Origin of the sequence: Stenotrophomonas sp. WED208 (genome assembly GCF_040984485.1) — a bacterium.
Taxonomy (GTDB): Bacteria; Pseudomonadota; Gammaproteobacteria; order Xanthomonadales; family Xanthomonadaceae; genus Stenotrophomonas; species Stenotrophomonas riyadhensis.
Genome location: NZ_JAZARB010000001.1, coordinates 3308052 through 3328864, shown reverse-complemented (window position 1 = coordinate 3328864; position 20813 = coordinate 3308052). Strand labels below are relative to the sequence as shown.

The 20813-nt window shown below is 63.3% G+C and carries 22 protein-coding genes; 13 read left to right on the top strand and 9 right to left on the bottom strand.

The window, feature by feature from the left end:
- Nucleotides 1–7 precede the first annotated feature (7 nt).
- The 5 genes from trmD (at nt 8) to VPH47_RS15040 (ending at nt 2748) form a co-directional block, all read left to right on the top strand.
- Entirely contained in the window at nt 8–766 is a 759-nt protein-coding gene (trmD, locus tag VPH47_RS15060) for a tRNA (guanosine(37)-N1)-methyltransferase TrmD (protein ID WP_111112948.1), read from the top strand.
- A 154-nt stretch (nt 767–920) separates the two neighbouring features.
- Nucleotides 921–1322 carry a 50S ribosomal protein L19 gene (rplS, locus tag VPH47_RS15055; protein WP_005408597.1) on the top strand — a complete coding sequence of 134 codons (402 nt, stop codon included), beginning with the start codon at nt 921–923 and terminating at the stop codon, nt 1320–1322.
- Nucleotides 1323–1404: 82 nt separating this feature from the next.
- On the top strand, nt 1405–1785 hold the full coding sequence (locus VPH47_RS15050) for a DUF6404 family protein (RefSeq protein ID WP_075675013.1): 381 nt from the start codon (nt 1405–1407) through the stop codon (nt 1783–1785).
- Between the two features lie 79 nt (nt 1786–1864).
- The gene (locus VPH47_RS15045) at nt 1865–2299 is read left to right on the top strand and encodes a DUF1801 domain-containing protein (protein WP_075675012.1); all 435 of its coding nucleotides are present in this window, start codon (nt 1865–1867) and stop codon (nt 2297–2299) included.
- 38 nt (nt 2300–2337) lie between these two features.
- Nucleotides 2338–2748, top strand: coding sequence for a DUF1801 domain-containing protein (locus tag VPH47_RS15040; RefSeq protein WP_368851598.1), 411 nt, complete (start codon nt 2338–2340; stop codon nt 2746–2748).
- Between the two features lie 69 nt (nt 2749–2817).
- Here VPH47_RS15040 and VPH47_RS15035 read toward each other — a convergent pair whose 3' ends face one another.
- Nucleotides 2818–4278: an MATE family efflux transporter gene (locus VPH47_RS15035; RefSeq protein ID WP_368851149.1), complete on the bottom strand. Its 1461-nt coding sequence runs from the start codon at nt 4276–4278 to the stop codon at nt 2818–2820.
- A gap of 62 nt (nt 4279–4340) precedes the next feature.
- On the opposite strand from VPH47_RS15035, the gene VPH47_RS15030 reads away from it, so the two are divergent.
- Both VPH47_RS15030 and VPH47_RS15025 read left to right on the top strand, forming a co-directional pair.
- Complete coding sequence (locus tag VPH47_RS15030; protein WP_368851148.1) at nt 4341–4580, top strand: hypothetical protein; 240 nt, start codon at nt 4341–4343, stop codon at nt 4578–4580.
- Nucleotides 4581–4589: 9 nt separating this feature from the next.
- Nucleotides 4590–4997, top strand: coding sequence for an RNA-binding S4 domain-containing protein (locus VPH47_RS15025; protein ID WP_110711637.1), 408 nt, complete (start codon nt 4590–4592; stop codon nt 4995–4997).
- 38 nt (nt 4998–5035) lie between these two features.
- On the opposite strand, the gene VPH47_RS15020 is transcribed toward VPH47_RS15025, so the two are convergent.
- The 3 genes from VPH47_RS15020 to mutS all read right to left on the bottom strand — a co-directional run bounded on the left by VPH47_RS15020 (nt 5036) and on the right by mutS (nt 10141).
- The gene (locus VPH47_RS15020) at nt 5036–5638 is read right to left on the bottom strand and encodes a DUF937 domain-containing protein (RefSeq protein WP_049446404.1); all 603 of its coding nucleotides are present in this window, start codon (nt 5636–5638) and stop codon (nt 5036–5038) included.
- 108 nt (nt 5639–5746) lie between these two features.
- Nucleotides 5747–7258 (bottom strand): catalase, encoded by a 1512-nt coding sequence (locus VPH47_RS15015; RefSeq protein ID WP_368851597.1) that lies wholly within the window; start codon nt 7256–7258, stop codon nt 5747–5749.
- A 327-nt stretch (nt 7259–7585) separates the two neighbouring features.
- Nucleotides 7586–10141, bottom strand: coding sequence for a DNA mismatch repair protein MutS (mutS, locus tag VPH47_RS15010; RefSeq protein WP_368851146.1), 2556 nt, complete (start codon nt 10139–10141; stop codon nt 7586–7588).
- A gap of 202 nt (nt 10142–10343) precedes the next feature.
- Here mutS and VPH47_RS15005 point away from each other — a divergent pair, with 202 nt between their 5' ends.
- From VPH47_RS15005 to VPH47_RS14995, 3 genes are all read left to right on the top strand, one after another.
- Nucleotides 10344–12239, top strand: a complete 1896-nt coding sequence (locus VPH47_RS15005; protein ID WP_368851145.1) for an integrase — start codon at nt 10344–10346, stop codon at nt 12237–12239.
- Between the two features lie 11 nt (nt 12240–12250).
- Entirely contained in the window at nt 12251–13024 is a 774-nt protein-coding gene (locus VPH47_RS15000; RefSeq protein WP_368851144.1) for a nucleotide-binding protein, read from the top strand.
- A gap of 131 nt (nt 13025–13155) precedes the next feature.
- Nucleotides 13156–13599, top strand: coding sequence for a hypothetical protein (locus VPH47_RS14995; protein WP_368851143.1), 444 nt, complete (start codon nt 13156–13158; stop codon nt 13597–13599).
- Nucleotides 13600–13872: 273 nt separating this feature from the next.
- Here VPH47_RS14995 and VPH47_RS14990 read toward each other — a convergent pair whose 3' ends face one another.
- Together VPH47_RS14990 and VPH47_RS14985 are read right to left on the bottom strand one after the other, a co-directional pair.
- On the bottom strand, nt 13873–14721 hold the full coding sequence (locus VPH47_RS14990) for a DUF3800 domain-containing protein (RefSeq protein ID WP_368851142.1): 849 nt from the start codon (nt 14719–14721) through the stop codon (nt 13873–13875).
- A gap of 503 nt (nt 14722–15224) precedes the next feature.
- Nucleotides 15225–15560 carry a helix-turn-helix domain-containing protein gene (locus tag VPH47_RS14985; protein ID WP_368851596.1) on the bottom strand — a complete coding sequence of 112 codons (336 nt, stop codon included), beginning with the start codon at nt 15558–15560 and terminating at the stop codon, nt 15225–15227.
- A 161-nt stretch (nt 15561–15721) separates the two neighbouring features.
- On the opposite strand from VPH47_RS14985, the gene VPH47_RS14980 reads away from it, so the two are divergent.
- From VPH47_RS14980 to VPH47_RS14970, 3 genes are read left to right on the top strand one after another with little or no spacing between them, the layout of a single operon-like run.
- Entirely contained in the window at nt 15722–16570 is an 849-nt protein-coding gene (locus VPH47_RS14980) for a hypothetical protein (RefSeq protein ID WP_368851141.1), read from the top strand.
- An 11-nt stretch (nt 16571–16581) separates the two neighbouring features.
- Nucleotides 16582–16944 carry a hypothetical protein gene (locus VPH47_RS14975; RefSeq protein WP_329766789.1) on the top strand — a complete coding sequence of 121 codons (363 nt, stop codon included), beginning with the start codon at nt 16582–16584 and terminating at the stop codon, nt 16942–16944.
- 45 nt (nt 16945–16989) lie between these two features.
- Complete coding sequence (locus VPH47_RS14970) at nt 16990–17484, top strand: ABC transporter permease (RefSeq protein ID WP_368851140.1); 495 nt, start codon at nt 16990–16992, stop codon at nt 17482–17484.
- 681 nt (nt 17485–18165) lie between these two features.
- On the opposite strand, the gene VPH47_RS14965 is transcribed toward VPH47_RS14970, so the two are convergent.
- From VPH47_RS14965 to hxsA, 3 genes are all read right to left on the bottom strand, one after another.
- A complete protein-coding gene (locus tag VPH47_RS14965) occupies nt 18166–19344 on the bottom strand; it encodes an ATP/GTP-binding protein (RefSeq protein ID WP_368851139.1) in 1179 nt (392 codons plus the stop codon).
- A gap of 409 nt (nt 19345–19753) precedes the next feature.
- Nucleotides 19754–19957 (bottom strand): hypothetical protein, encoded by a 204-nt coding sequence (locus VPH47_RS14960; protein ID WP_368851138.1) that lies wholly within the window; start codon nt 19955–19957, stop codon nt 19754–19756.
- Nucleotides 19958–20148: 191 nt separating this feature from the next.
- Nucleotides 20149–20811 carry a His-Xaa-Ser repeat protein HxsA gene (gene hxsA / locus VPH47_RS14955; RefSeq protein ID WP_368851137.1) on the bottom strand — a complete coding sequence of 221 codons (663 nt, stop codon included), beginning with the start codon at nt 20809–20811 and terminating at the stop codon, nt 20149–20151.
- Nucleotides 20812–20813 lie beyond the last annotated feature (2 nt).

Here is a 20813-nt window from a genome sequence, read left to right as displayed (position 1 = left end):
TGTGAGCATGCGTTTCGACGTCATCACCCTGTTCCCCGAGTTCCTCGCCCAGTCCGCTGGACTGGGCGTGGTCGGGCGCGCGCAGGAGAAGGGGTTGTTCAGCCTGCATGGCTGGAACCCCCGTGATTACGCCGAAGGCAACTACCGCCGGGTGGACGACCGTCCGTTCGGCGGTGGCCCCGGCATGGTGATGCTGATCGAGCCGCTGCAGGCCTGCCTGCAGGCGATCCGTGATGCCGATCCGACCCCTGCGCGGGTGATCTACCTCAGCCCGCAGGGTGCGCCGTTGACCCAGGCCAAGGTGCGGGAACTGGCGGCACTGCCGCGCATGGTCCTGCTCTGCGGCCGCTACGAGGGTATCGACGAGCGTTTCCTGGAGGCCAATGTCGACGAGGAAATCTCCCTCGGCGACTACGTACTGTCCGGTGGCGAGCTGGGCGCGGCGGTGATCATCGACGCCGTGGCCCGCCTGCAGGACGGTGCCCTGAACGACGCGGAATCGGCGGCGCAGGACAGCTTCGAGGGCGACCTCGGCCTGCTCGACTGCCCGCATTACAGCCAGCCGGCCCAGCACCCGCTGGGTGACGTGCCGGATGTGCTGCGCTCAGGCAACCACGCGGCCATCGCGGCCTGGCGCCGCCAGCAGTCGCTGGTCCGTACCGCCCAGCGGCGCCCGGACCTGCTGGATGAACAGGCGCTGGGCAAGGCCGACCGCAAGCTGCTGGAGCAGGGCCGTCAGGCCCGGAAACACAAGGCCAGCCCCTAGCGCAGGGCTGGCGTTATCGGCTATCATGGCCAATTCCCGTCGGCCCCGGCCGGCGCGCGCAGTACCCAAAACAAACGTGCAGCACAGTCCGGTGACTGCATGAGCCTACGTTGTCGATACGACACGCCCACCCGAACAAGAATCGGTGTAACCCATGAGCAAGCTGAACAAGTCCATCGTCGCGGAATTCGAATCCGCCCAGATCACCCGTGAACTGCCGAAGTTCAGCCAGGGCGACACCGTTGTCGTCAACGTGAAGGTGAAGGAAGGCAGCCGCGAGCGCGTGCAGGCCTACGAAGGCGTTGTCATCGCCACCAAGAACGCCGGCCTGAACTCCTCGTTCACCGTCCGCAAGATCTCGCACGGCTACGGCGTCGAGCGCGTGTTCCAGACCCACAGCGCCATCATCGACTCGGTCGAAGTGAAGCGTCGTGGTAAGGTCCGCGCCGGTAAGCTGTACTACCTGCGTGGCCTGGAAGGCAAGGCTGCCCGCATCAAGGAAGACCTGGCTGCCGCAGCTGCCGCCAAGGCTGCCCGTCTGGCCGAAAAGGCCTGATAAACAACTTCGGTTGTTGCCGCGACGGCCACCTTCGGGTGGCCGTTTGCGTTTCCGGCACCGCATCGGCCACGATCGGGTGATGAACGACATCAACCGGCACTATCCCGCTGTCATCCAGTCGGCGCTGCGCTTCCTGGACGGCAAGGGGCTGGCGCGCGTGCAGTCGGCGCCGCTGCTGCATCGTGTGCTGTGGCGCATGGGCATCGCGCTGCCACCGCCGATCCTGGCCGGCTTCGGCACCAATGCGCTGGTACAGGGCCTGCTGTTCGGGCTGTTCTGGACCGCGCTGATGTGGCTGATGCTGTGGCAGGGCAGCGAGCGCCCGCTGGCCCTGCTGCTGGCGGCCGGACTGTTGGCCGGTGCCCTGTTCGGTGTGGTGATGGCGGCGCTGATGCGCTCGCTGCGCCGCCACCGCAAGCTGCCGGACTGGCGGCAGTTCCGGGCGCGGCAGGCGGACTGATCCGATGGCGCACCGCGCCGTGACCGGCAGGTGCGAGCCGAGCTAGGCTGCGGTTTCATCCTGATGGACGTGCCGTGCGATGCCTGCCAAGCGAACCGCACCTTCCGCCGCGCCCACGCTGCTGTCCGGCGGCAATCCGCAGATTGCCAAGGGCGAGGGCGATGCCCCGGTGCAGGCCTATATCGCGGCGATGCCGGACTGGAAGCGGCCGATCGGAGTACAGCTGGATGCGCTGATCGTGCAGGCGGTGCCTGGCGTGCACAAGGCCGTGAAGTGGAATTCGCCGATGTATGCGGTGGCGCCGGGCGCAGGCTGGTTTCTCAGCTTCCATTGCTTCACCCGCTACATCAAGGTGGCGTTCTTCCGTGGCGCTGCACTGACGCCGGTGCCGCCCGAGCCTTCCCGGAGCGCCGATACGCGATACCTGCACATTGCACAGGATGGGGTGCTGGATGAAGCACAGCTCCTCGACTGGGTGCGCCAGGCCGCGGCATTACCCGGCGAGCGAATGTAAGCGCACCGTTCCGATCCCCTTGCCAACGAGAGCCGATGATGGCCACACATGCACCGAACCCTGCCGATGCCGGAACACCGGCGGCCGAACTGATCGACGCGCGCATCGCCGAGCTGGGGGATTGGCGTGGTGAAACCCTGGCACGTGTGCGTGCGTTGATCCATGAGGCGCTGCCCGACGTGCAGGAAACCTGGAAGTGGCGCGGTACACCGGTGTGGGAGCACAACGGCATCCTGTGCACCGGCGAAACCTACAAGCAGGCGGTGAAACTGACCTTTGCCAACGGTGCCGCGCTGGCGGACCCGAAGGGTCTGTTCAACGCCAGCCTGGAGGGCAACACGCGACGTGCGATCGACATCCATGAAGGCGCGATGCCCAATGCCGCGGCGTTGAAGGCACTGCTGCGCGAGGCGGCCAAGTTCAACGCTGCCAAAACGAAGAAGCGGTAGAGCTGGCCGCTGGCCGGCTGTTGCACGATGCTTCCGGAGAGGTTTGAGGTTGCCGGCCAGCGGCCGGCACTACCGCAGCGTCGCCGCATCCGGGTCGGCCACCGGCGACGGTGGGCAGGCGGGGATCTCTGACGGCGTGGCCAGTTCTTCGGCATGCGAGGGCTTGCCGATCATCTTCGCCTTGCGCCAGCCGCCCCAGCGGTAATACGCCAGCGACAGCAGCATCGACACCAGCGAGCTGACCGGGAAGCTCCACCAGATCGCATCGGCGCCCCAGTACGGCTGCAGCAGTTCGGCGAACGGCACGCGCACGCCCCACAGCGAGCCGGCCAGGATCAGCAGCGGCGGAATCACCGCGCCGGTGGAGCGCACCACGCCGGAGATCACGAAGCTGACGCCGAAGAACAGGAACGAACCGATCACCACGTGGTTGAGGTGGCGGGCGATGTCCAGCGCCTGGCTGGCCGGTGGCAGGAACAGCGCCAGCAGCTGGCGATCGAACACCACCAGCGGCAGGATCAGCGCGCCGGTAAGCAGGAAGTTGAACAGCACGCCCTGGCGTGCGGTGCCGCGCACGCGATCCCAGCGCTGCGCGCCGACGTTCTGCGCGGCCATCGACGAGCACGCCGCGCCGATCGCCATCGCCGGCATCTGCAGGTAGTTCCACAGCTGCAGGGCAGCACCGTAACCGGCGCCGGTGTCGGTGCCGTACTGGTTGACCATGGTCATCAGCAGGATCACCGACAGCGAGATCAGCACCATCTGCAGGCCCATCGGCACGCCCTTGATCACGAGCGCCTTGAGGATGGTCATGTCGAGCTTGAACAGGCGCATGTCGGCGCGGCCCAGCCACAGGGTGTGGCGCTTGTGCCGCATGTACAGCAGCAGGCCGGCCAGCGACAGCGTCTGCGCGACCAGCGTGGCCCAGGCCGAGCCGGCGATACCCAGCGCGGGGAACGGCCCCATGCCGAAGATCAGGACCGGGTTCAGCACGATGTCCAGTGCCACCGACACCATCAGGAAACGGAACGGCGTGCGCGAGTCACCGGCACCGCGAAGTGCGGCGGTAAGGAAGGCGAACGCGTACAGCGTCGGCATCGCCAGGAAGATGATCTGCAGGTAGGCCTCGGCCAATGGCAGCGAGGCGGCCGGCGTGCCCATCGCCGCCAGCAGCGGATGGGCCATGAACCAGCCGGCGATGGCGATGATCACAGACAGGCCGATGAAGAAGGTGGCGCTGGTGCCGACCACGCGCCGCGCCTGCGCGATGTCACGTGCGCCGATGGCCTGTCCGATCAGGATGGTCGAGGCCATGCCGAAGCCGAACACCGAGCCGATCAGGAAGAACATGATGTTGTTGGCGTTCGCGGTGGCGGTCAGTGCCGCCTCGCCGAGGAAGCGCCCGACCCAGACCGCATTCACCGAACCGTTCAGCGATTGCGCGATGTTGCCCGCCAGGATCGGCAGGGAAAACAGCAGGAGATTGCGGCCGATCGGGCCGGAGGTCAGGTCAAGCGGCGCTTTGGCCATGGAGTGGTGATCGAATCCCGGGAGGCGCACACTAGCACCAAGCCGGTTTGCGGGATGTGGCAATGCATCAACGACTGCAGGTGAAGCGGAGCCTGGCGCTGGCCTTGATCGGCGCCGTACTGGCCGCATGTTCGACAGGTGACCGGCTGGGCGATACCCAGGTGCGGCCGACCGACCGCCCCGAGTGCCTGGTTGGCAGCCAGCGCCAGGATCTGTCTGCCGGCGTACCCACCCTGATCGGGGGCAGCGGTTGCCGCACCGATCCGGACAACCCGCGTCCCCTGAACAAGCCACCGGAGTAGCACGCACCAATGCCCGAGCTTTCCCCGCTGTCGCCCAGTGTCCGCCTGGACATCTGGCTGTGGGCGGCCCGCTTCTTCAAGACCCGCAGCCTGGCCAAGCAGGCCATCGAAACCGGCAAGGTCAGCGTCGCCGGGCAGCGCCCGAAATCCTCACGCGCGGTGCGCGTCGGTGAGCAGCTGCAGGTCGACCGCGGCGAGGAACATTTCGAGATCCAGGTGCTGGGGCTGAGCGATCAGCGTGGGCCTGCGCCGGCGGCGCAGCAGCTGTATGCAGAGAGCGAGGCCTCGAAGGCACGCCGTGCCGAACAGCGTGCACTGCGCATCGCCGCACGCGATGGTTTCCAACCGCCGGAACACAAGCCGGACAAGCGCGCCCGGCGCTTGATCCGTGCGCTGGGCGATATCGACGCGTTGTAGGTAACGGGGCGCCGGACCAGTTCCGGCGCCCGCTTGCCTCAGCGCTTGCCGCCCAGCAGGTTGCCGCCGAGCTTGAGCAGGTCGCTCATGCCGAACTGGCCGTCGCCGTCCTGGTCCAGCACGCTGCCGAGCAGGCCGCCGGCGATGCCGCCCTGCTGCTGAACCTGCTGCTTTTCCTGGCCGAGCGCCTGGCTGAGCGAGCCGGCATCGGCCTGGCCGCCACCGAGGCGCTGGGCGAGGAAGGCCATCACGATCGGCGCGAGGATCTGCAGCAGTTGGCTGGTGCGGCCACTGTCGAGCTGGGTGGCCTGGGCGAGGCCGGTTTCCACCTTCTGCTGGCTGCCGCCGAAGATGTGGCCGAGGATGCCGGCACCGTCGCTGGCGGCACCGCCGCCACCGCCGCCCAGCACCGAGCCGAGCACGCTGCCCAGGTCCAGGCCGCTGTGGTTGTTCTGCAAGGCGCCGAGCAGGGCCTGCGCGCCCTGCGGCTGCGAGGCGTTGTTGCCCAGCGCGCCCATCAGCACCGGCAGCGCGGCGCTGATCGCACCGGAAGCCTGGGTATCGCTGATGCCGAGCTGCTGCGACACCTGCTGCAGCGGGGCGCCCTGCAATTTGGCGAGAAGTTCGTCGGTCAGGCTCATCTGCGGAATCCTTGATTGGGGTTGGGCGTGCAGAAGGTACGACGCAGACCGTTAAAACGGCGACGCCGCCTCACAGGGAGGCGGCGTGCCGTACACGGGGCAGGGCGATCAGAGCTCGATGTCTTCGGCGCCCGGGGTGGCGGTGGGGAAGTCCGCTTCCGGCTGTGCCGGCTTGAACGGATCCGACGGCTGGCTGGCCAGCGCCTTCAGGGCCGCGGCAATGCCGGCACCGTAGGCCGGGTCGGCCTTGCTGCAGTTGTCGATGTGGCGCTGCTTGATGAAGTCCGGCGCATCGCCCAGGGCACGGGCGGTGTTGGCGAACAGGCGGTCCTTCTGTGCCTGGTTGTAGCTGCGGAACAGCGCACCGGGCTGGCTGAAGTAGTCGGCGTCGTCCTCACGGAAGTTCCAGAAGTCGGCGTCGCCGCGGATCTTCATCGGCGGTTCGCGGTACTGCGGTTGTTCCTGCCACTGGCCGTAGCTGTTCGGCTCGTAGTGCGGCAGGCCGCCGTAGTTGCCGTCCACGCGCATCGCCCCGTCGCGGTGGTTGCTGTGCACCGGGCAGCGCGCTGCGTTCACCGGAATCTGATGGTGGTTCACGCCCAGGCGGTAGCGCTGCGCATCGGAGTAGGCGAACAGGCGAGCCTGCAGCATCTTGTCCGGCGACGGGCCGATGCCCGGCACCAGGTTGCTCGGCGCGAACGCCGACTGCTCCACGTCCTGGTACCAGTTGACCGGGTTGCGGTTCAGTTCGAACTGGCCCACTTCGATCAGCGGGTAGTCGCTCTTCGGCCACACCTTGGTCAGGTCGAACGGATGCACGCGGTAGGTTTCCGCCTCCAGCTCCGGCATGACCTGGATGAACAGCTTCCACTTCGGGAAGTCGCCCTTGTCGATCGCGGCGAACAGGTCGCGGCCGTGGCTTTCGCGGTCATGGCCGACCAGGATCTGCGCCTGCGCGTCGGTCAGCGATTCGATGCCCTGCTGGCTGACGAAGTGGAACTTCACCCAGAAGCGTTCGCCGTCGGTGTTGGTGAAGCTGTAGGTGTGCGAGCCGAAACCGTGCATGTGGCGGAAGCTGCGCGGAATGCCGCGGTCGCTCATCACCACGGTCACCTGCATCAATGCTTCGGGCAGCAGCGTCCAGAAATCCCAGTTGTTGCGCGCGCTGCGCAGGTTGGTGTGCGGGTCGCGCTTGACCGCCTTGTTGAGGTCGCCGAACTTGCGCGGATCGCGCAGGAAGAACACCGGCGTGTTGTTGCCGACCAGGTCCCAGTTGCCTTCCTCGGTGTAGAACTTCAGCGCGAAGCCGCGGATGTCGCGCTCGGCGTCGGCGGCGCCACGCTCGCCGGCCACCGTGGTGAAGCGGGCGAACATCTCGGTCTGCTTGCCGACCTTCTCGAACAGCTTGGCGCGGGTGTACTTGCTGATGTCGTGGGTGACGGTGAAGGTGCCGAACGCGCCCGAGCCCTTGGCATGCATACGGCGCTCGGGAATGATCTCGCGGTTGAGGTTGGCCAGCTTTTCCAGCAGCCAGACGTCTTCCATCAGCAGCGGGCCACGCGGGCCGGCGGTCTTGCTGTTCTGGTTGTCCACCACCGGTGCGCCGAAGGCCGTCGTCATCGGCGTGACCGGATCATCGCCGTGCTTCTGCTTGGGCGTGGTGCTCAGCTCGCGCTGCTGCTCGGCGCCCTGCTCCGGCGACGGGGCGGTGTGATACGGGCACTTGGCGTTGTTGTTGTCGGACTGGCTCATCGGCTGGCTCCTGGTGGCGGTGAAGACGTGGGAGAAACATCTTCACTCGACTGTAGCTAGGGCCAGATGAAATGAATAATCGAATGATCCATTCAGGTTGATAGATTCTGTCAATTGAAACGCAGAATCGGATTTGCATAGCCTTTCAACAGGCCTCCCGCAAGGTAGGCGAGAGGCCTTGGGCGTGCGCTGCGGTTACAGCAGTGCCTTCAACCGGTACAAGGCTTCCAATGCCTGCTTCGGCGTCAGTTCGTCCGGGTCGATGGCCGCCAGCGCATCCTGCGCCTTGCTGGCCGGTGCGCTGAACAGGCCGAACTGCTGCGGCGCATCCAGTGCCTGCGGCGCCAGCTCGGCGGCATGGCTCTCACCGCCGCGCTGTTCCAGCTCGGCCAGACGACGACGTGCCTGTGCCACGGTGGCGCGCGGCAGGCCGGCCAGTGCGGCCACCTGCAGGCCGAAGCTGCGGTTGGCGGGGCCGTCCTTCACCGCGTGCATGAACACCAGCGCTTCACCGTGCTCGACGGCATCCAGGTGCACGTTGGCGATGCCGCTGCGGCCGCCCTCGTGCTGCTCGTCGGCCAGCGCGGTCAGCTCGAAGTAGTGGGTGGCGAACAGCGTGTAGCAGCGGTTCTGGTAGGCCAGGTGTCGGGCCACTGCATCGGCCAGCGCCAAGCCATCGTAGGTGGACGTGCCGCGGCCGATCTCATCCATCAGCACCAGCGAATGGGCGGTGGCGTGATGCAGGATGTAGCTGGTCTCGGCCATCTCGACCATGAAGGTCGACTGCCCGCGGGCGAGGTCGTCACCGGCGCCGATGCGGGTCAGGATGCGGTCGATCGGGCCGATCAGCGCGCGGCTGGCGGGCACGAAGCTGCCGATATGGGCCAGTAGCACGATCAGCGCGTTCTGCCGCATGTAGGTCGATTTACCGCCCATGTTCGGGCCGGTGATGACCAGCATGCGACGGTCCGGATGCAGGTCCAGATCATTGGGTTCGAACGGCTGCTCGCGTACCGCCTCGACCACCGGATGGCGGCCACGCTCGATCTTCAGGCAGGGCTCGGCCTGCAGCTCCGGGCGCGCCCAGTCCAGCGCCTGCGCGCGTTCGGCGAACGCCGCCAGCACATCCAGTTCGCTCAGTGCAGCGGCACACTGCTTCAGCGGTTCCAGCTGCCCGCCAAGGGTATCCAGCAGCTGCTCGTACAGGTATTTCTCGCGCGACAGCGAACGGTCGCGCGCGGACAGCACCTTGTCTTCGAACGCCTTCAGTTCCTCGGTGATGTAGCGCTCGGCATTGGTCAGCGTCTGGCGGCGGGTGTAGTGCACCGGCGCGCGGTCGGACTGGCCCTTGCTGATTTCGATGTAGTAGCCGTGCACGCGGTTGTAGCCCACCTTCAGGGTGGGAATGCCGCTGCTCTCGCGCTCGCGCAGTTCCAGGTCGACCAGGAACTGGTCGGCATGGGTGGACAGGCGGCGCAGCTCGTCCAGCTCTTCATCGAAGCCATCGGCCAGCACGCCGCCATCGCTCAGCTTCAGCGGCGGCATCTCGGCGATGGCGCTGGCCAGCAGCTGCGCGCACTCGTCGTGTTCGCCCAGCGCCGCATGCAGCGTCTGCAGGCGCGGCGAATCCAGTGGTGCCAGCACCTCGCGCACGGCCGGCAGCAGGCCCAGGCCGTCGCGCAGGGTGGAGAAATCACGCGGGCGCGCCGAGCGCAGCGCGACGCGGGTGAGGATGCGTTCCAGGTCGCCGAGGCGACGGAACTGCTCGCGGATGTCGGCGTCGCTGCCGCGATCGATGAGGGTTTCCACCGCATGGTGGCGCTGTACCAGTACCTCGCGCAGGCGCAGCGGGCGGTGCAGCCAGCGTCGCAGCAGGCGCCCGCCCATCGGCGTCACCGTGCTGTCGAGCACGCCCAGCAGGGTATTGCGGGTGTCGCCGTCGACGCGCGTGTCCAGTTCCAGGTGGCGACGGGTGGCGGCGTTCATCGCGATCGCCTCGCCGGCGGTTTCCATCGCGATCGAAGTCAGGTGCGGCAGGCGCTGCTTCTGGGTTTCCTCGACATAGCCAAGCAGGGCGCCGGCCGCAGCGGTGGCGCGCGGCTTGTCGTCGATGCCGAAGCCGCTCAGGTCGTGCAGCTTGAAGAAATTCAGCAGCTGGCGGCGGCCGCTGTCGGCGTCGAACAGCCACGGCGCGCGGCGACGTACGCCGGTGCGCTGGCGCAGGAACTCCGGCCAGTTCTCTTCATCGGGGACCAGCAGCTCGGCCGGTTCCAGCCGTGCCAGTTCGGCTTCCAGGGCGTCGTCGGTTTCCACCTCGTTGACCAGGAAGCGGCCGCCGGCCAGATCGGCCCAGGCCAGGCCGTAGCCTTGCTTGCTGCGCGACAGGGCCATCAGCAGGGTGTCGCGGCGTTCATCCAGCAGCGCCTCGTCGGTGACCGTGCCGGGGGTGACGATGCGCACCACCTTGCGCTCGACCAGGCCCTTGGCCAGCGCCGGGTCACCGATCTGCTCGCAGATCGCCACCGATTCGCCCAGCGCCACCAGCCGTGCCAGGTAGCCTTCATACGCATGTACCGGTACGCCGGCCATCGGGATCGGTGCGCCCCCGGAGCTGCCGCGCTGGGTCAGGGTGATGTCGAGCAGGCGCGCGGCCTTGCGGGCGTCGTCATAGAACAGCTCGTAGAAGTCACCCATGCGGAAGAACAGCAGCAGGTCCGGATAATCGGACTTGGCCGCGAAGAACTGCTTCATGAGGGGCGTGTGCTCTGCACTGGCCTTCGATGCAGACGGTTTCGCTTTTGAATCAGTAGTTTGCAAGAGAACTTCCTACGGTTTGTAGCGGTCGATCCCGGCAGCTGACGGCAAGTAACAGGGTTCTTCGTTGCGCCGCAGTTGCGGTGATCACTTAAAGAGGATCAAATCGATGTTGCGACGGACAGACGGCGGATCGACCATGGATACGGTTGTTGCGACGCAGGCAGAGGCCCCGCGTCGCCGAGGCACCAAGTTTAAGCTGACCTACCGCCAAATCTGCGAACTGAGCGTGGCCAAAGGCCCGGTCGAAGGCAAGCAGGGAAGGGTGGTCATCGCCCCTCGACTGCCCGAAGACGCCGGGAAGCCTTACCGCGTCCTGGACGGCAATCAGGGCGCGCCAACGGGCTTTGGCTTCTACGTGGGCACCACCCGCACCACTTACGAAGTCGTGGTCCGAGGCCCGGCCGGGGTTCGTCGGTTCTCCCTGGGCAGCGTCACCGACATCGGACCGGAGCAAGCCTACGAGCTGGCGCGACGGAAGTTGGCGGTCGTTCGAGAAACGGGCGAGCATCCTTCGAAGGAAGAGGCCCGAGCCGAGCAGCTGGTTGAGCTGAAGGGGCTGACGCTGGCGGATTGCTTTGCGGCCTACGTTGAGGACCTGCAGAAGCGCGTGCGCAACAAGAAGGCCAAGCCCGCAAGCATCCGAGCGATCCAGGACAGCCTGGCGCGGTTTGCCCGCCCGGAAGTCGGGCTGGCGGATAAACCGATCCTTCAGCTGTTGGACAAGGACATCCACCGTGCGTTCGACGGCCTGCGGCGATCGTCCATGGTGCGCTCCAACCGGATCCCCACCCCGATGCGCCAAGCGCTGGCTGATCAGCCGGATTGGGCCGCACTTTCCACGCAACAGCTCGAGGCGTTGGGTGTGACCGGGAAGTACATCCAGCGAGTCAAAGCGGCGGGTCTAGCATCGACCGAGCACGCGTTTACGGACGCCAAGAGAGCGATCGACCTGGTGCTGAAGCGGGAACGCAAAGCGGCGGCTCAGCAGCAGCGGGAGCCGGTGCTGCGTTACAACCCGTTCCAAGTCATCCACGACGACGACATGCTGCGGGACTCGCAAGCACTTCGCCGGCACTACGAGCGCGCGGAAGTGCGCAATCCGTTGGGGGACGAGACGCTGCCCACGGTCCTCAAGGTGATCTTGGCGCGACGGGACGAGCAAGGCGGCTTGAACGCGACCGGCGCGGACTACTTGCTGCTGACCTTGCTCTGGGGCACCCGCCGCGGCGAGGCCGCTCCCCTGCGCTGGTTTGACCGGTGCTCCCCGGGCGAGCTGCGCCAGTCGGAAGTGTCCTGGGTCTGGTTGGCCGGGCGGGATGAGGTCAACCCTTACACGAGGCGAGCGGGCTCTCAGGTCTACCTGTTTGACACCAAGAACGGCGAGGAGCGCTACCTGCCGGTCGCTTACTTTGCTGAAAAGATTTTGCAGCGGCGTTACGACGAACGCGCGGACGAAACTAAGCTCAAGCAAGACTTGGCGGACGCGGAAGAAGTGTTGGGCGCAGCTCGAGCCAGGCGTGCACGCCGGGATCTGCTGGACCGGCTGGAGAAGGAAGCAGAGCGGGCACGCCGCGCGCTGGCCAAAACCATGTTCGTTTTCCCCGCCCGATCGGACCGAAGCACGACGGGGCATTACTCGGACAGCAAGAGCATCGTGGCAAACGTGCGGCGGGACGCGGGGTTGCTCGATCTGCGGGCAGAGGTCGACATTGGTCTGACCCTCCACGACCTGCGCCGGACGCTCGGCCGTTACGCCGCCCTCCTGTTCGGCGAAAGTCGCATCGTGTCCCAGCTGCTCCACCATCGCACGTTGGGCCGCGGCGAAGATCGCATGGCCGCTGTCTCGGAGCGCTACACCGAGCAGGAGTGGTCCAAGCTCCGCGAGGCAATGGGACGGGTGGAAGAGCACATGGTGGCCACGAGTCCCCGTGTTTGGAACCGCTTGAAGGGAACCGACAAGCCCCGGCTGGACGAGTCCGGCGATGCCCCAGTCTCCATTTTCTCAGCAAGAAACCGGCGCGACGATAAGTGAGGAGCGACCCAATGGAATGCCAGCGTAAAGAAGAGGACTACCTGGAGCAGCGCTCTGCGGCACTGGATGCTGAACTGACCAAAGCCGCCGCAGGCTTGCCGCCTCCGACGATCAGCTCCAAGGCAGCGGCGCGTTACCTGGGGGTGCACTTCGACACGCTTGGCGAGTGGCGCCGTCGAACGCCTCCGGCCGGGCCGCCTTTCGTCAAAGGTGCCGGCCGTGCTGGAGGAGGGGCGAACGAGCACGTTCGTTACCCCTACACGGAACTTGTGGCTTGGCAGGCCTCACGCGTAGGGCGCAGTGTCAAAGAGCGTCGCTTGATCGACGAACTGGACGCGGCCCAGCAACGGGTCCGTGAGCTGGAAATCGAATTGGCCTTGCGGCAGGCGCGGGACGATGCAAGCCGGCTGCAGAAGAAGTTGGGGCGCATCGCATCGCTGGCCACGCTCGATGACATTGCCGTGGTTCCCCATGAGTGGGCATTGGTGGACGGCCAAGTGGCCGGTCATGTCTTGGTGGTGAGTGACGATGTGCTGAGCGGTGCACTTGAACGGGGCGATGTATGGGATGCCACAGTCGAGCAGGCCTTGCAGGCGCCCTGGGTCAACGGGGAGACGCGTGAGCCCTACCATGCCGCCTACGCCAACGTGCTTCAGATAGTTATGCAAAAACTTCGCGAAGCCCAGGCAGCCCAGCGGGCCAGCGATCTGGAGGCGCGTTGGGCGCCAGGGGATGCGATGGGTGTGTCCGTGCGGCCTTTCGCCCGAGACAAAGAAGTGTCGTGAAGTGGGGAACAGACCCGGTTGAGGCGACTACGGGTCTGTTTCAGGGACAGCGCGCGGTCTTGCCTTAGCCGATGCCGCAGCGCGTAGCACTAGGCTAGGTAATGGTCCTACAACGTCAGAGGGAGAATCATATGCACACAGACATTGCAGCCGCCATGGGCTTCGACGACCTCTACAGCGGAAGTGAGGCCTTCCGTGAGCGCTTCGATGAGATGCTGGACGCGGTGAAGGCGCTGCCAGAAGGCCTTCGCGAGCGCGGGCGGTCACTGATGTATCCCCAGCTGCACAACGCTTGCGTGATGGGGGATGTGGAGCTTGTGAGGGCGCTTTTGGCTACCGGGCTGGACCCCGATGCGTATACCTACACAGACGACGATGAGGATCAGACGCCATTGGTTTGGCTGGCCCGGGATGTGGAGCTAGCTTTTGGGGTGAAGCGTCAGATCGCCGAGGCACTGCTCGCGGCGGGGGCGAGCGTGGAAGCGGGGGAGCCCGAGGAGGAGGCCAACAGCGTTGGGAATGACGATTTTGCCGGCTTCTTGCAGGTCAAGAGTCTCTCTTCTGGAAAGGGCTGATACGTCGTCAACAGCCCTTCCGCCCGCCGTCACTGCGCGTGCTCAGTAGATCATGCTGGCGCAGAGAAGCGGGCGGATCGACCCAGACCTAACTTCTTGATACTGCAGTAAATCGCAAGCAGGATAGGTGCCGTGCCATGTCTTGTATTTGAACAGAGAGGTCAACCGATACACGTGTCTTGTATGACGTTGGAGCTCCGACAATGTCAGGCCATGCTTTCCTGAGGATGGGGGTAACGGCAAAATTCTGGAGGAAGTCGAAAATAGCCAAGTCTATTTTTTCCACAACTCATTTATGCTTCTATTGGCATGTGCATCATGCACACTGATTCCATAGACCTTTTTCTTGTTCAAGAACAGCTTATACTCAAGCTCACGAATTCGCTTTCTGTATCGTTCCAAGATGAATCTGTTCTTGGGATTGACGTGCTGGCTTGTTACATGTCCGGTGCAATAGACATGAGTTGCCATCGGGCAGATGATCGCCGATGTGAGGATGTCTGAGATTTGCAGGCCGGCGTGGTTGTCACTAATTCCGAAAAGTGGCGACTCAAGTATGTTGGGATATACATCACCTTTTTTTCCACGCTTGAATTTCTGCGAGAAAATGGCGTGCGAAATGATGCTGTTTGCTTTAGGTTCCCTAAAGTCAGCAACTATGATTCCGCTGCGGTTGGTCTCGTTTAGGTATCGCTGGAAAAGCATTGAGAACTTTTGAGTTGTCAATGCGTAGATGGACTGGCCGTTGAATGGCTTTCCAGCGCCTTTGATCCATATTCGTGAGACTAAGCGTCCCTCGTGATGCTTTACAAGTGAAATGATGTCATCCAAGAACCGCTCGGCTGTCTTGCGAGCGGGGTCAGCACGATGCTTCCGAAGGTCCTTCTTTAGCTCGGACCCTTTTAGCTCAACTCTTAGAGCTTCTAGATCATGGGTCAGATGGCTAAAGGAGGCCGGGTAATACTTAACCTTCAGGGCCACATAATCTTTAGTGAGCTGACGTATCTTAGATTCAGGAAAGAACAGAGCCGTGAGAACAAACACGGGCTGCACCTCAGATGTAGCCGAGGGTAGCTTGCCGGGACAACCTGCTTCGTCCAAATAGCAAAAAGCGAGATCCATCTTTCTTTTCTCCCAAAAAGAGAACAGCCGCCATATAGGCGGCTGCTGGCTGCTTACGCAGGCTGCTGCCGAGGATTGCCCCTTGCAGCTGTTGCGGTCGGTCTAACCGGCCACGTCGTCCATTATAGCGGGGGCATGAGGTGTGTCAACGGGTTGGGTAGAAATGTCCAATTGGCCCTAGTCTCACATCTGGTAGAGACCCCTGCCGATTGAGGACTTCTCAACGCTACCAAGCGCCGTAGCGAAGGAGTCGACGAAGAATGACTAAGCTGTATGCACGCCGGAACGAGCAAGCTGAACATTGCCGAACCAGATCGCCAAGCCCCCTGCGATGGCGTGCCAGCCAAGCCGGGGCTCTGCTGCAGGGCTTCGGGGCAGCCGGTCACGAACGGCCGGCCGGACAATCGAATCTCCAAGAATACCGCTGGCACCTAGGAGGGGATCTGCATCCTAGGCGGCCCAACTACCGGGCCACCTGCACCCCGGAGAACTATTGCGATTGCCTATTCGGAACTCGCCAACAGGCGCTCAATGGCTTGCTTTCGCTTTCCTGGGGGAAGTGCGGTCAGCTCTTCTAGGGCTTGAGACAGTTTTGCCTGCTGGGCCTCGCTTTGAATGCCCAGTGCCAAGATGGCGTCGGCCATTGCCGGCGTCGTCGCCAACAGGTAAGCCGGTGGCACATCCAGTGCCTGCGCCAGCTCGAACAGTGCTTCTAGGCTCACCGTCATCGATTCGCTCTCGTAGCGACTGATGCGAGCCGATGCGGTGTCTTTGTCCAGGCCCATCCTGACCCCCACTTCGCGCTGGCTGAAGCCTCGAAGGACCCTGGCTTGGCGCAGTCGCGCCGCCACGATCGCTCGCGGAGTTGTCGGCGTAGTCACAGGCTGAACGGATGCAGTGCAGGCATGCACCGATCATGACGCAAGGCCTACGCCCCGGGTAGACTCTACGTGCGGCGTAAGTTTGTGGCAAGTCCATCCATCACGGAACGAGGGGCTGTATGAAGAACGGGGCAGTTCTGGCTGGCGCGATCGCGCTGGCCGTATCGACGGGTGCCAGCGCCCAATCCACGACCGCTCCAGGCCTGCTTCGGCACATCGGTGGGGCCATTTATGGGAAGTCCGACTCGCAGGCCAAGGTGTCACACCCCCAGTACGCCGAACCTGCCGGGATGTACTGGGACCTGGACGAGGACACCCTTGAGGGTGCTCAGCACCTGCGCGAAGGGTTGTCCTCCACGGGCGCGCAAGGGATCGACATGTGCGATATGGGCCTGCTGGCCATGGCCCATTCCGCCTACCAGTTGCGTCCTGGCAAACGGCAGTGGTGCTTGCGGCAGGCATGGGTGGCTGCAAAAAGGACGACGGGCAGCAAAGAGGCAGAGCCGCCTGCGGCGGCGCTCGAGCAGCGCTTCGGTCCTGCTTTCGACACCCGGCTGGAGCGGTTCAAAGGAATTCGACGGTATGCCGTGCGCCCCAACTTCAAGGCGCTGGGTGGGGTCAGCTACAACGCGGATCGGGGCGTCATGGAAGTGTTCGTGCCGATGCCACAGATTTCGCTTGCTGGCTTAAGTGTCACCGGGAAGAACTTCGTCCCTTGGATCCGCAAGACGCCCACCGGCGTGTCCAGTCCGCCGAACGCGGGGCGCTACCGGCTGCTGATCCGGATGGATCGCGCTGAAGCGGCCAACCTCGCGCGGCAGGGCCGCTCGTTCCAAGACGACCGCGTGGTCTTCTCGGTCAATCGGGTTTGGATCGACGGCACGGAGCCCAAGATGGACGTGACCGTCGAAAAGGTGAGCCTGGGCTATCGGAACGAAACGATCGAAGTAGACGTTGCAAACGACTAGGGAGAAGGTGCATGAAGCGTGGAATGGTAGCCGCTGCAGTAGCCATTGTCGGCTTGGCCGCATGCAGCAAGGCGGAACAGGGACCGTCGGTGGAGCAGGTTGCAAAGGGGTACGAGCAGTATTTGAACGCGAACCTGGTGGCCGAGCTGGGGCAGCGCGTGGAAGTGCGTGCCTGGGAGGATTTGAACGCCGACTGCAATCCGAGCGGACCAGAACGAACGACGTGCGTCACGGGCGGCACCCTGGATGTGATCGGTTTCCAAGGCGGTCGCCAACTGAAGGAGGCTCCTGCACCTGTGCCTGCCCGGGCAGACCTGGTGTTTGAAAAGCGGGCAGGGCAGTGGGTGCTCATCGACGCACAGAAGAAGCCCTGATCGGTCCTTGCAACCCGCCCTCGTTTTCGCTCATTTGGAGGCTCCATGAATGCCCATGTCCGCTCTCACTTGACCGCATCCCATATGCAGTGGGGCCTGCTCGCACCCGCAACGGTCCTCCTGGGCGGTGCTGGCCTGCTCGCCTTCGCAGGCGGTGCAGAAATTTCTGGAGAGCTGGGGCTTGTCTGGCAAGCTGTGGCGGCGTTCTCGGCTGGCGTTGGCGTGCTGGCGCTCCTCCTGCTGCTTTACGTGCTGAACTGGCGGGCGGCGCGCGTTAGGGCGGCCAGGGCGGCCAACCCCTTCCTGGAACCGAAGCGCGGGGGCTTTTGGAAGGGGGCATTGATGGGCACGTTGGTTGTGGTGGCCGTGCAGATCGGAAGCATCGGGGTGGGGATCTTCTACCCTGGCCTGATCGAGCCGGAACGCAACTTCTTCTTGTCCGTCCCGCCGCTGGCGTTGGCCGCCCTCTACACCGTCTTCCCGATTGCGCCACTGGTGGGCGGGTTGATCGGGCGCGCGTGGCGCGCCACCAGCCTGTAGGGCGGGCGGTTCAGAATATCTTCCTAGGGGGGGGGGCAATAGACACGCGGTTAGTTCAGATACTGCAAGGCTTTTGGGCTCAATGCTGGAAAAAAAGCTGGCAGAAGCTCTGCCCGATAGCGCGACTGTTACGGGAGTATTCTTGAACAGTCGCGCGTTCGGGACGGATCGGCTCCGTCTTTCCGCTAAGTGAAGATCTGAATTAGGGCGTCAACCTCCGGCAGTCTCTGCCTAGAAGCAATCGCGTTGCCTAGAACGAAGACCTGCCTGACGTTCCGATGAGCTTCCCCGCCGTAGAGTCGCTGATACTCACGCTTGTAGTGGGCCGTATCTCCATTGCACTGGTGCCCATTCGTTGCGAGGAGCACGGCCTCTAAGCATGGCGACTGGGTCAGCATATGGATCTTGGCTCGTCTGCCAATAGCTCTAACTGTGTCGTCCCAGTCAGTGTCGGTGTCGAAGAGGGCAGCCACTTTGCTGTAACTGCCTTGCCGACCGATCCGGATGGCGTCTTGGATCACACTTCTTGCGCCTTTTCCCCTCGCATTTCGAATCGTCACACTTGGACCTTGACGGTTACCGCAAAGTGCATCGCGGAGCATCTTAAGAAGTTCGACCTCCGCGTCGCCTTCGCCGACTACTAGCAACGTTGGTCTTAGGTTTCGGACAATCTTTGGGGCTCTAGACATCGCTCCGAACCTCCGGGAGGGCTCCGATCGCGCCAGACTCATACTTTGCCCGGAGGTTATCGTCGCTTCTCAAGCCCTGCACCTGGTCGCCACGGAACGCGGTACTGACGCAGTCGCGCTTTTCTACGAAGTATGTCTGCGCCTTGCTGATGTAGTCCAGAACCTTCGTTGTGTGACTGGTGAAGAACAGTTGAGCGCCCGAAGGATTGGTTTGCTCCGCGTCGAAAAGTGAAAGCAAAGACTCTAGCAAATGGGGATGGAGATCACTTTCCATTTCGTCAATGACAGCAAAACCGCCAGTGCGCAGTACGGGTAGCAGCATCGCGAGGAGGACGTATGCAGACTGAGTGCCATTGGACTCCACCTCGTAAGGCAGCGTGAAGTGCTCGCCGTCTTCCCTTGTATGACGGAAATAGGCGCGCAGCTTCGTTTTTTTCTTGCCGGCTGCGTCCACAGAGTCTTCTTCCCTAACCTCGAAGCTATCAAGGCCAAGATCCCATGATCTCAAAAGGCTGATGGCCTGGTCGCGCACGCCATCGAGCTTCTTAAATGCCTCGTTAGCGTATTTCAAGTTGCTCAAGTAGTGAGGGCGGCCATCAATGTCTACATTCCACTGTCCCATGTAACCATCAATGAACTCGCTGGAATCGCTGTCATGCTGTCGCGCTGTCGAGACCAAAGAAGCATTCCGCCTTGCTCTTCTGGCGACATGGAGCGGGAGATCGAATGACTTGAGCTGCACATCATAGGCGTCGCTGCGCGCGTTCCACTCCCGTTTGAAGAGGTAGCTGAACCTGGTCGCCTTCTTGTACAGCGCTTCCCACAGCACACGCTTCTCTGTCAGTTTGAGCTCGTACTTCCACGTCTCTCCTTTGGAGTCGAACACTATTTCGAACTCTGACGGTTCATCTGGATTCAGTATGCGAGGTGGAAGCGGAATATCCTCGTCAACATCAAGGCCAAAGGAGCCCTTCATAAACCATAGGAGGAAGGCCGCGGGCTTGAGTAGGGCTGTTTTGCCGGACGCGTTGGCACCGAACGCTGCCAAGACGGTTGTGAGGCGTGTGCCATCGGCGGCCCTGCGCTCGTAGCCTCTTGAAGGTGCACCCTTTGGCAACTCAAAGAGAACCTCCGTTTCCTCAAGGAAGCTCTGGAAGTTCTTGAATTTCAACGACCTGATCATGTTTCATCATCCGAAGGGTGGTGCTAATGGCCAGATCTTACAAGAAATTGGTTAATTGCGCGTGTAACGCACGGCCGCGCGCTGCTCTGGCTCTGTGCACCAAACGGGGCAGCCCATCGGATGCAGCCTTGGCGTCGGCGTCGGGAGCCATCAATGGGATCCACCGCAATACTTCTTGACGGTGGTGCGCTCGGCCGCGTGCCAGCTTCAGAGGCTGGATAGTTGCTGGGAAATTACGCGCATTGCTGACCTGAGGCGGTTATCATCAGAACAGCCCATCAAGCTAATCCATTGATGGGCTTTGTTGTTTCTGTATTCTGGGGGCTGGCGCCAGTGGCGTTGCGCGGACAAATACCCTCGTTCGGCGGTTCGCGAAAGATGCCGCGACTATGGCCACCTACGTCTCTCGACGCTCCATCAGCGCCGTCCGGTAGTTCTCGCAGGCGTCCCTCAAGCCCGATTGGGCCACCGCGATCAACGCATCGGTGCTCATGACGGAAGCTTCGTTCCGTTCGACGATCAAAATCGGAAGGGCATTGATGGCCTGTTGCCAGTCGTGCTCCGAGCTTCTGTGCTGCTTGTTGTTGCAATTCTGGTCCATCGTCTCTGCTCCCCTTAAAGATGGAAGCATCTAACCATGTGCGCAAAGCTGCGCAAGGTCTACATAGGGGCGGATCTGCAGATGTGTCGAGCCGTTTGCGATTCGGTCCTTAAATGCCACGGGTGTCTCACTCTTCTGGAGGCCGGTCGCTTTTTGGCCTCCCGGAGCCGCGGGATTGAAGGTGTTGAGGGCTAGATCCGCACGCCAAGCGCGTCCAGGGTGGGAGTCGTCATCGTTCCGGTGGCCCGGATGCCGTGGGCCAATTGGAACATCCGCAGCGCCGATTGGGTTTCAGGGGTAAGCACTCCGTCGATGGCGCCTGGATCATAGCCTTTGGAATAGAGCGCTGCCTGGACGCGCATGATGAGCAGCTTGAGCGCATCGGCGTCCCGTCCCTCCGTGACCGGCTTGTCGTAGGTGCCGGGCTCCAAGGTCAGGTTGTTTGCAGACCGGGAGTTTGCTCGGGCGGCCGGCTCCAAATTCTGGGTCGGGTAGCTATTCAAATGGCTGGCGCCACTCCCGGTCGTTCGGGGAGCTGCGGGCGCCGCCGGTGCCGCTGGCGCGGTGTAGCGGGTGGGCGGTGGGGTATAGGTCGCCGGTGGCGGGGTGTAGGAGCGATACGAGCTTCCCGACCCGGACGAATGGGAGCGATGGGAACTGTGTGATCGATGGGAGCTGTGGCTGCGGTGCCCCGCATACAGGTTGTGCCGGCCTGCATTCAACGAGGTGCTCAGGACGGTCGCGTATTTCCCGTCCAACTCGGAGAGTCTGGAAAGGTCGGACTGGCCCTTGGGCGGCTCCGTGCCCAAGGATCCTAGGGTGGCTGCGCCGATGATCATCAGTGCGTTGGACATGA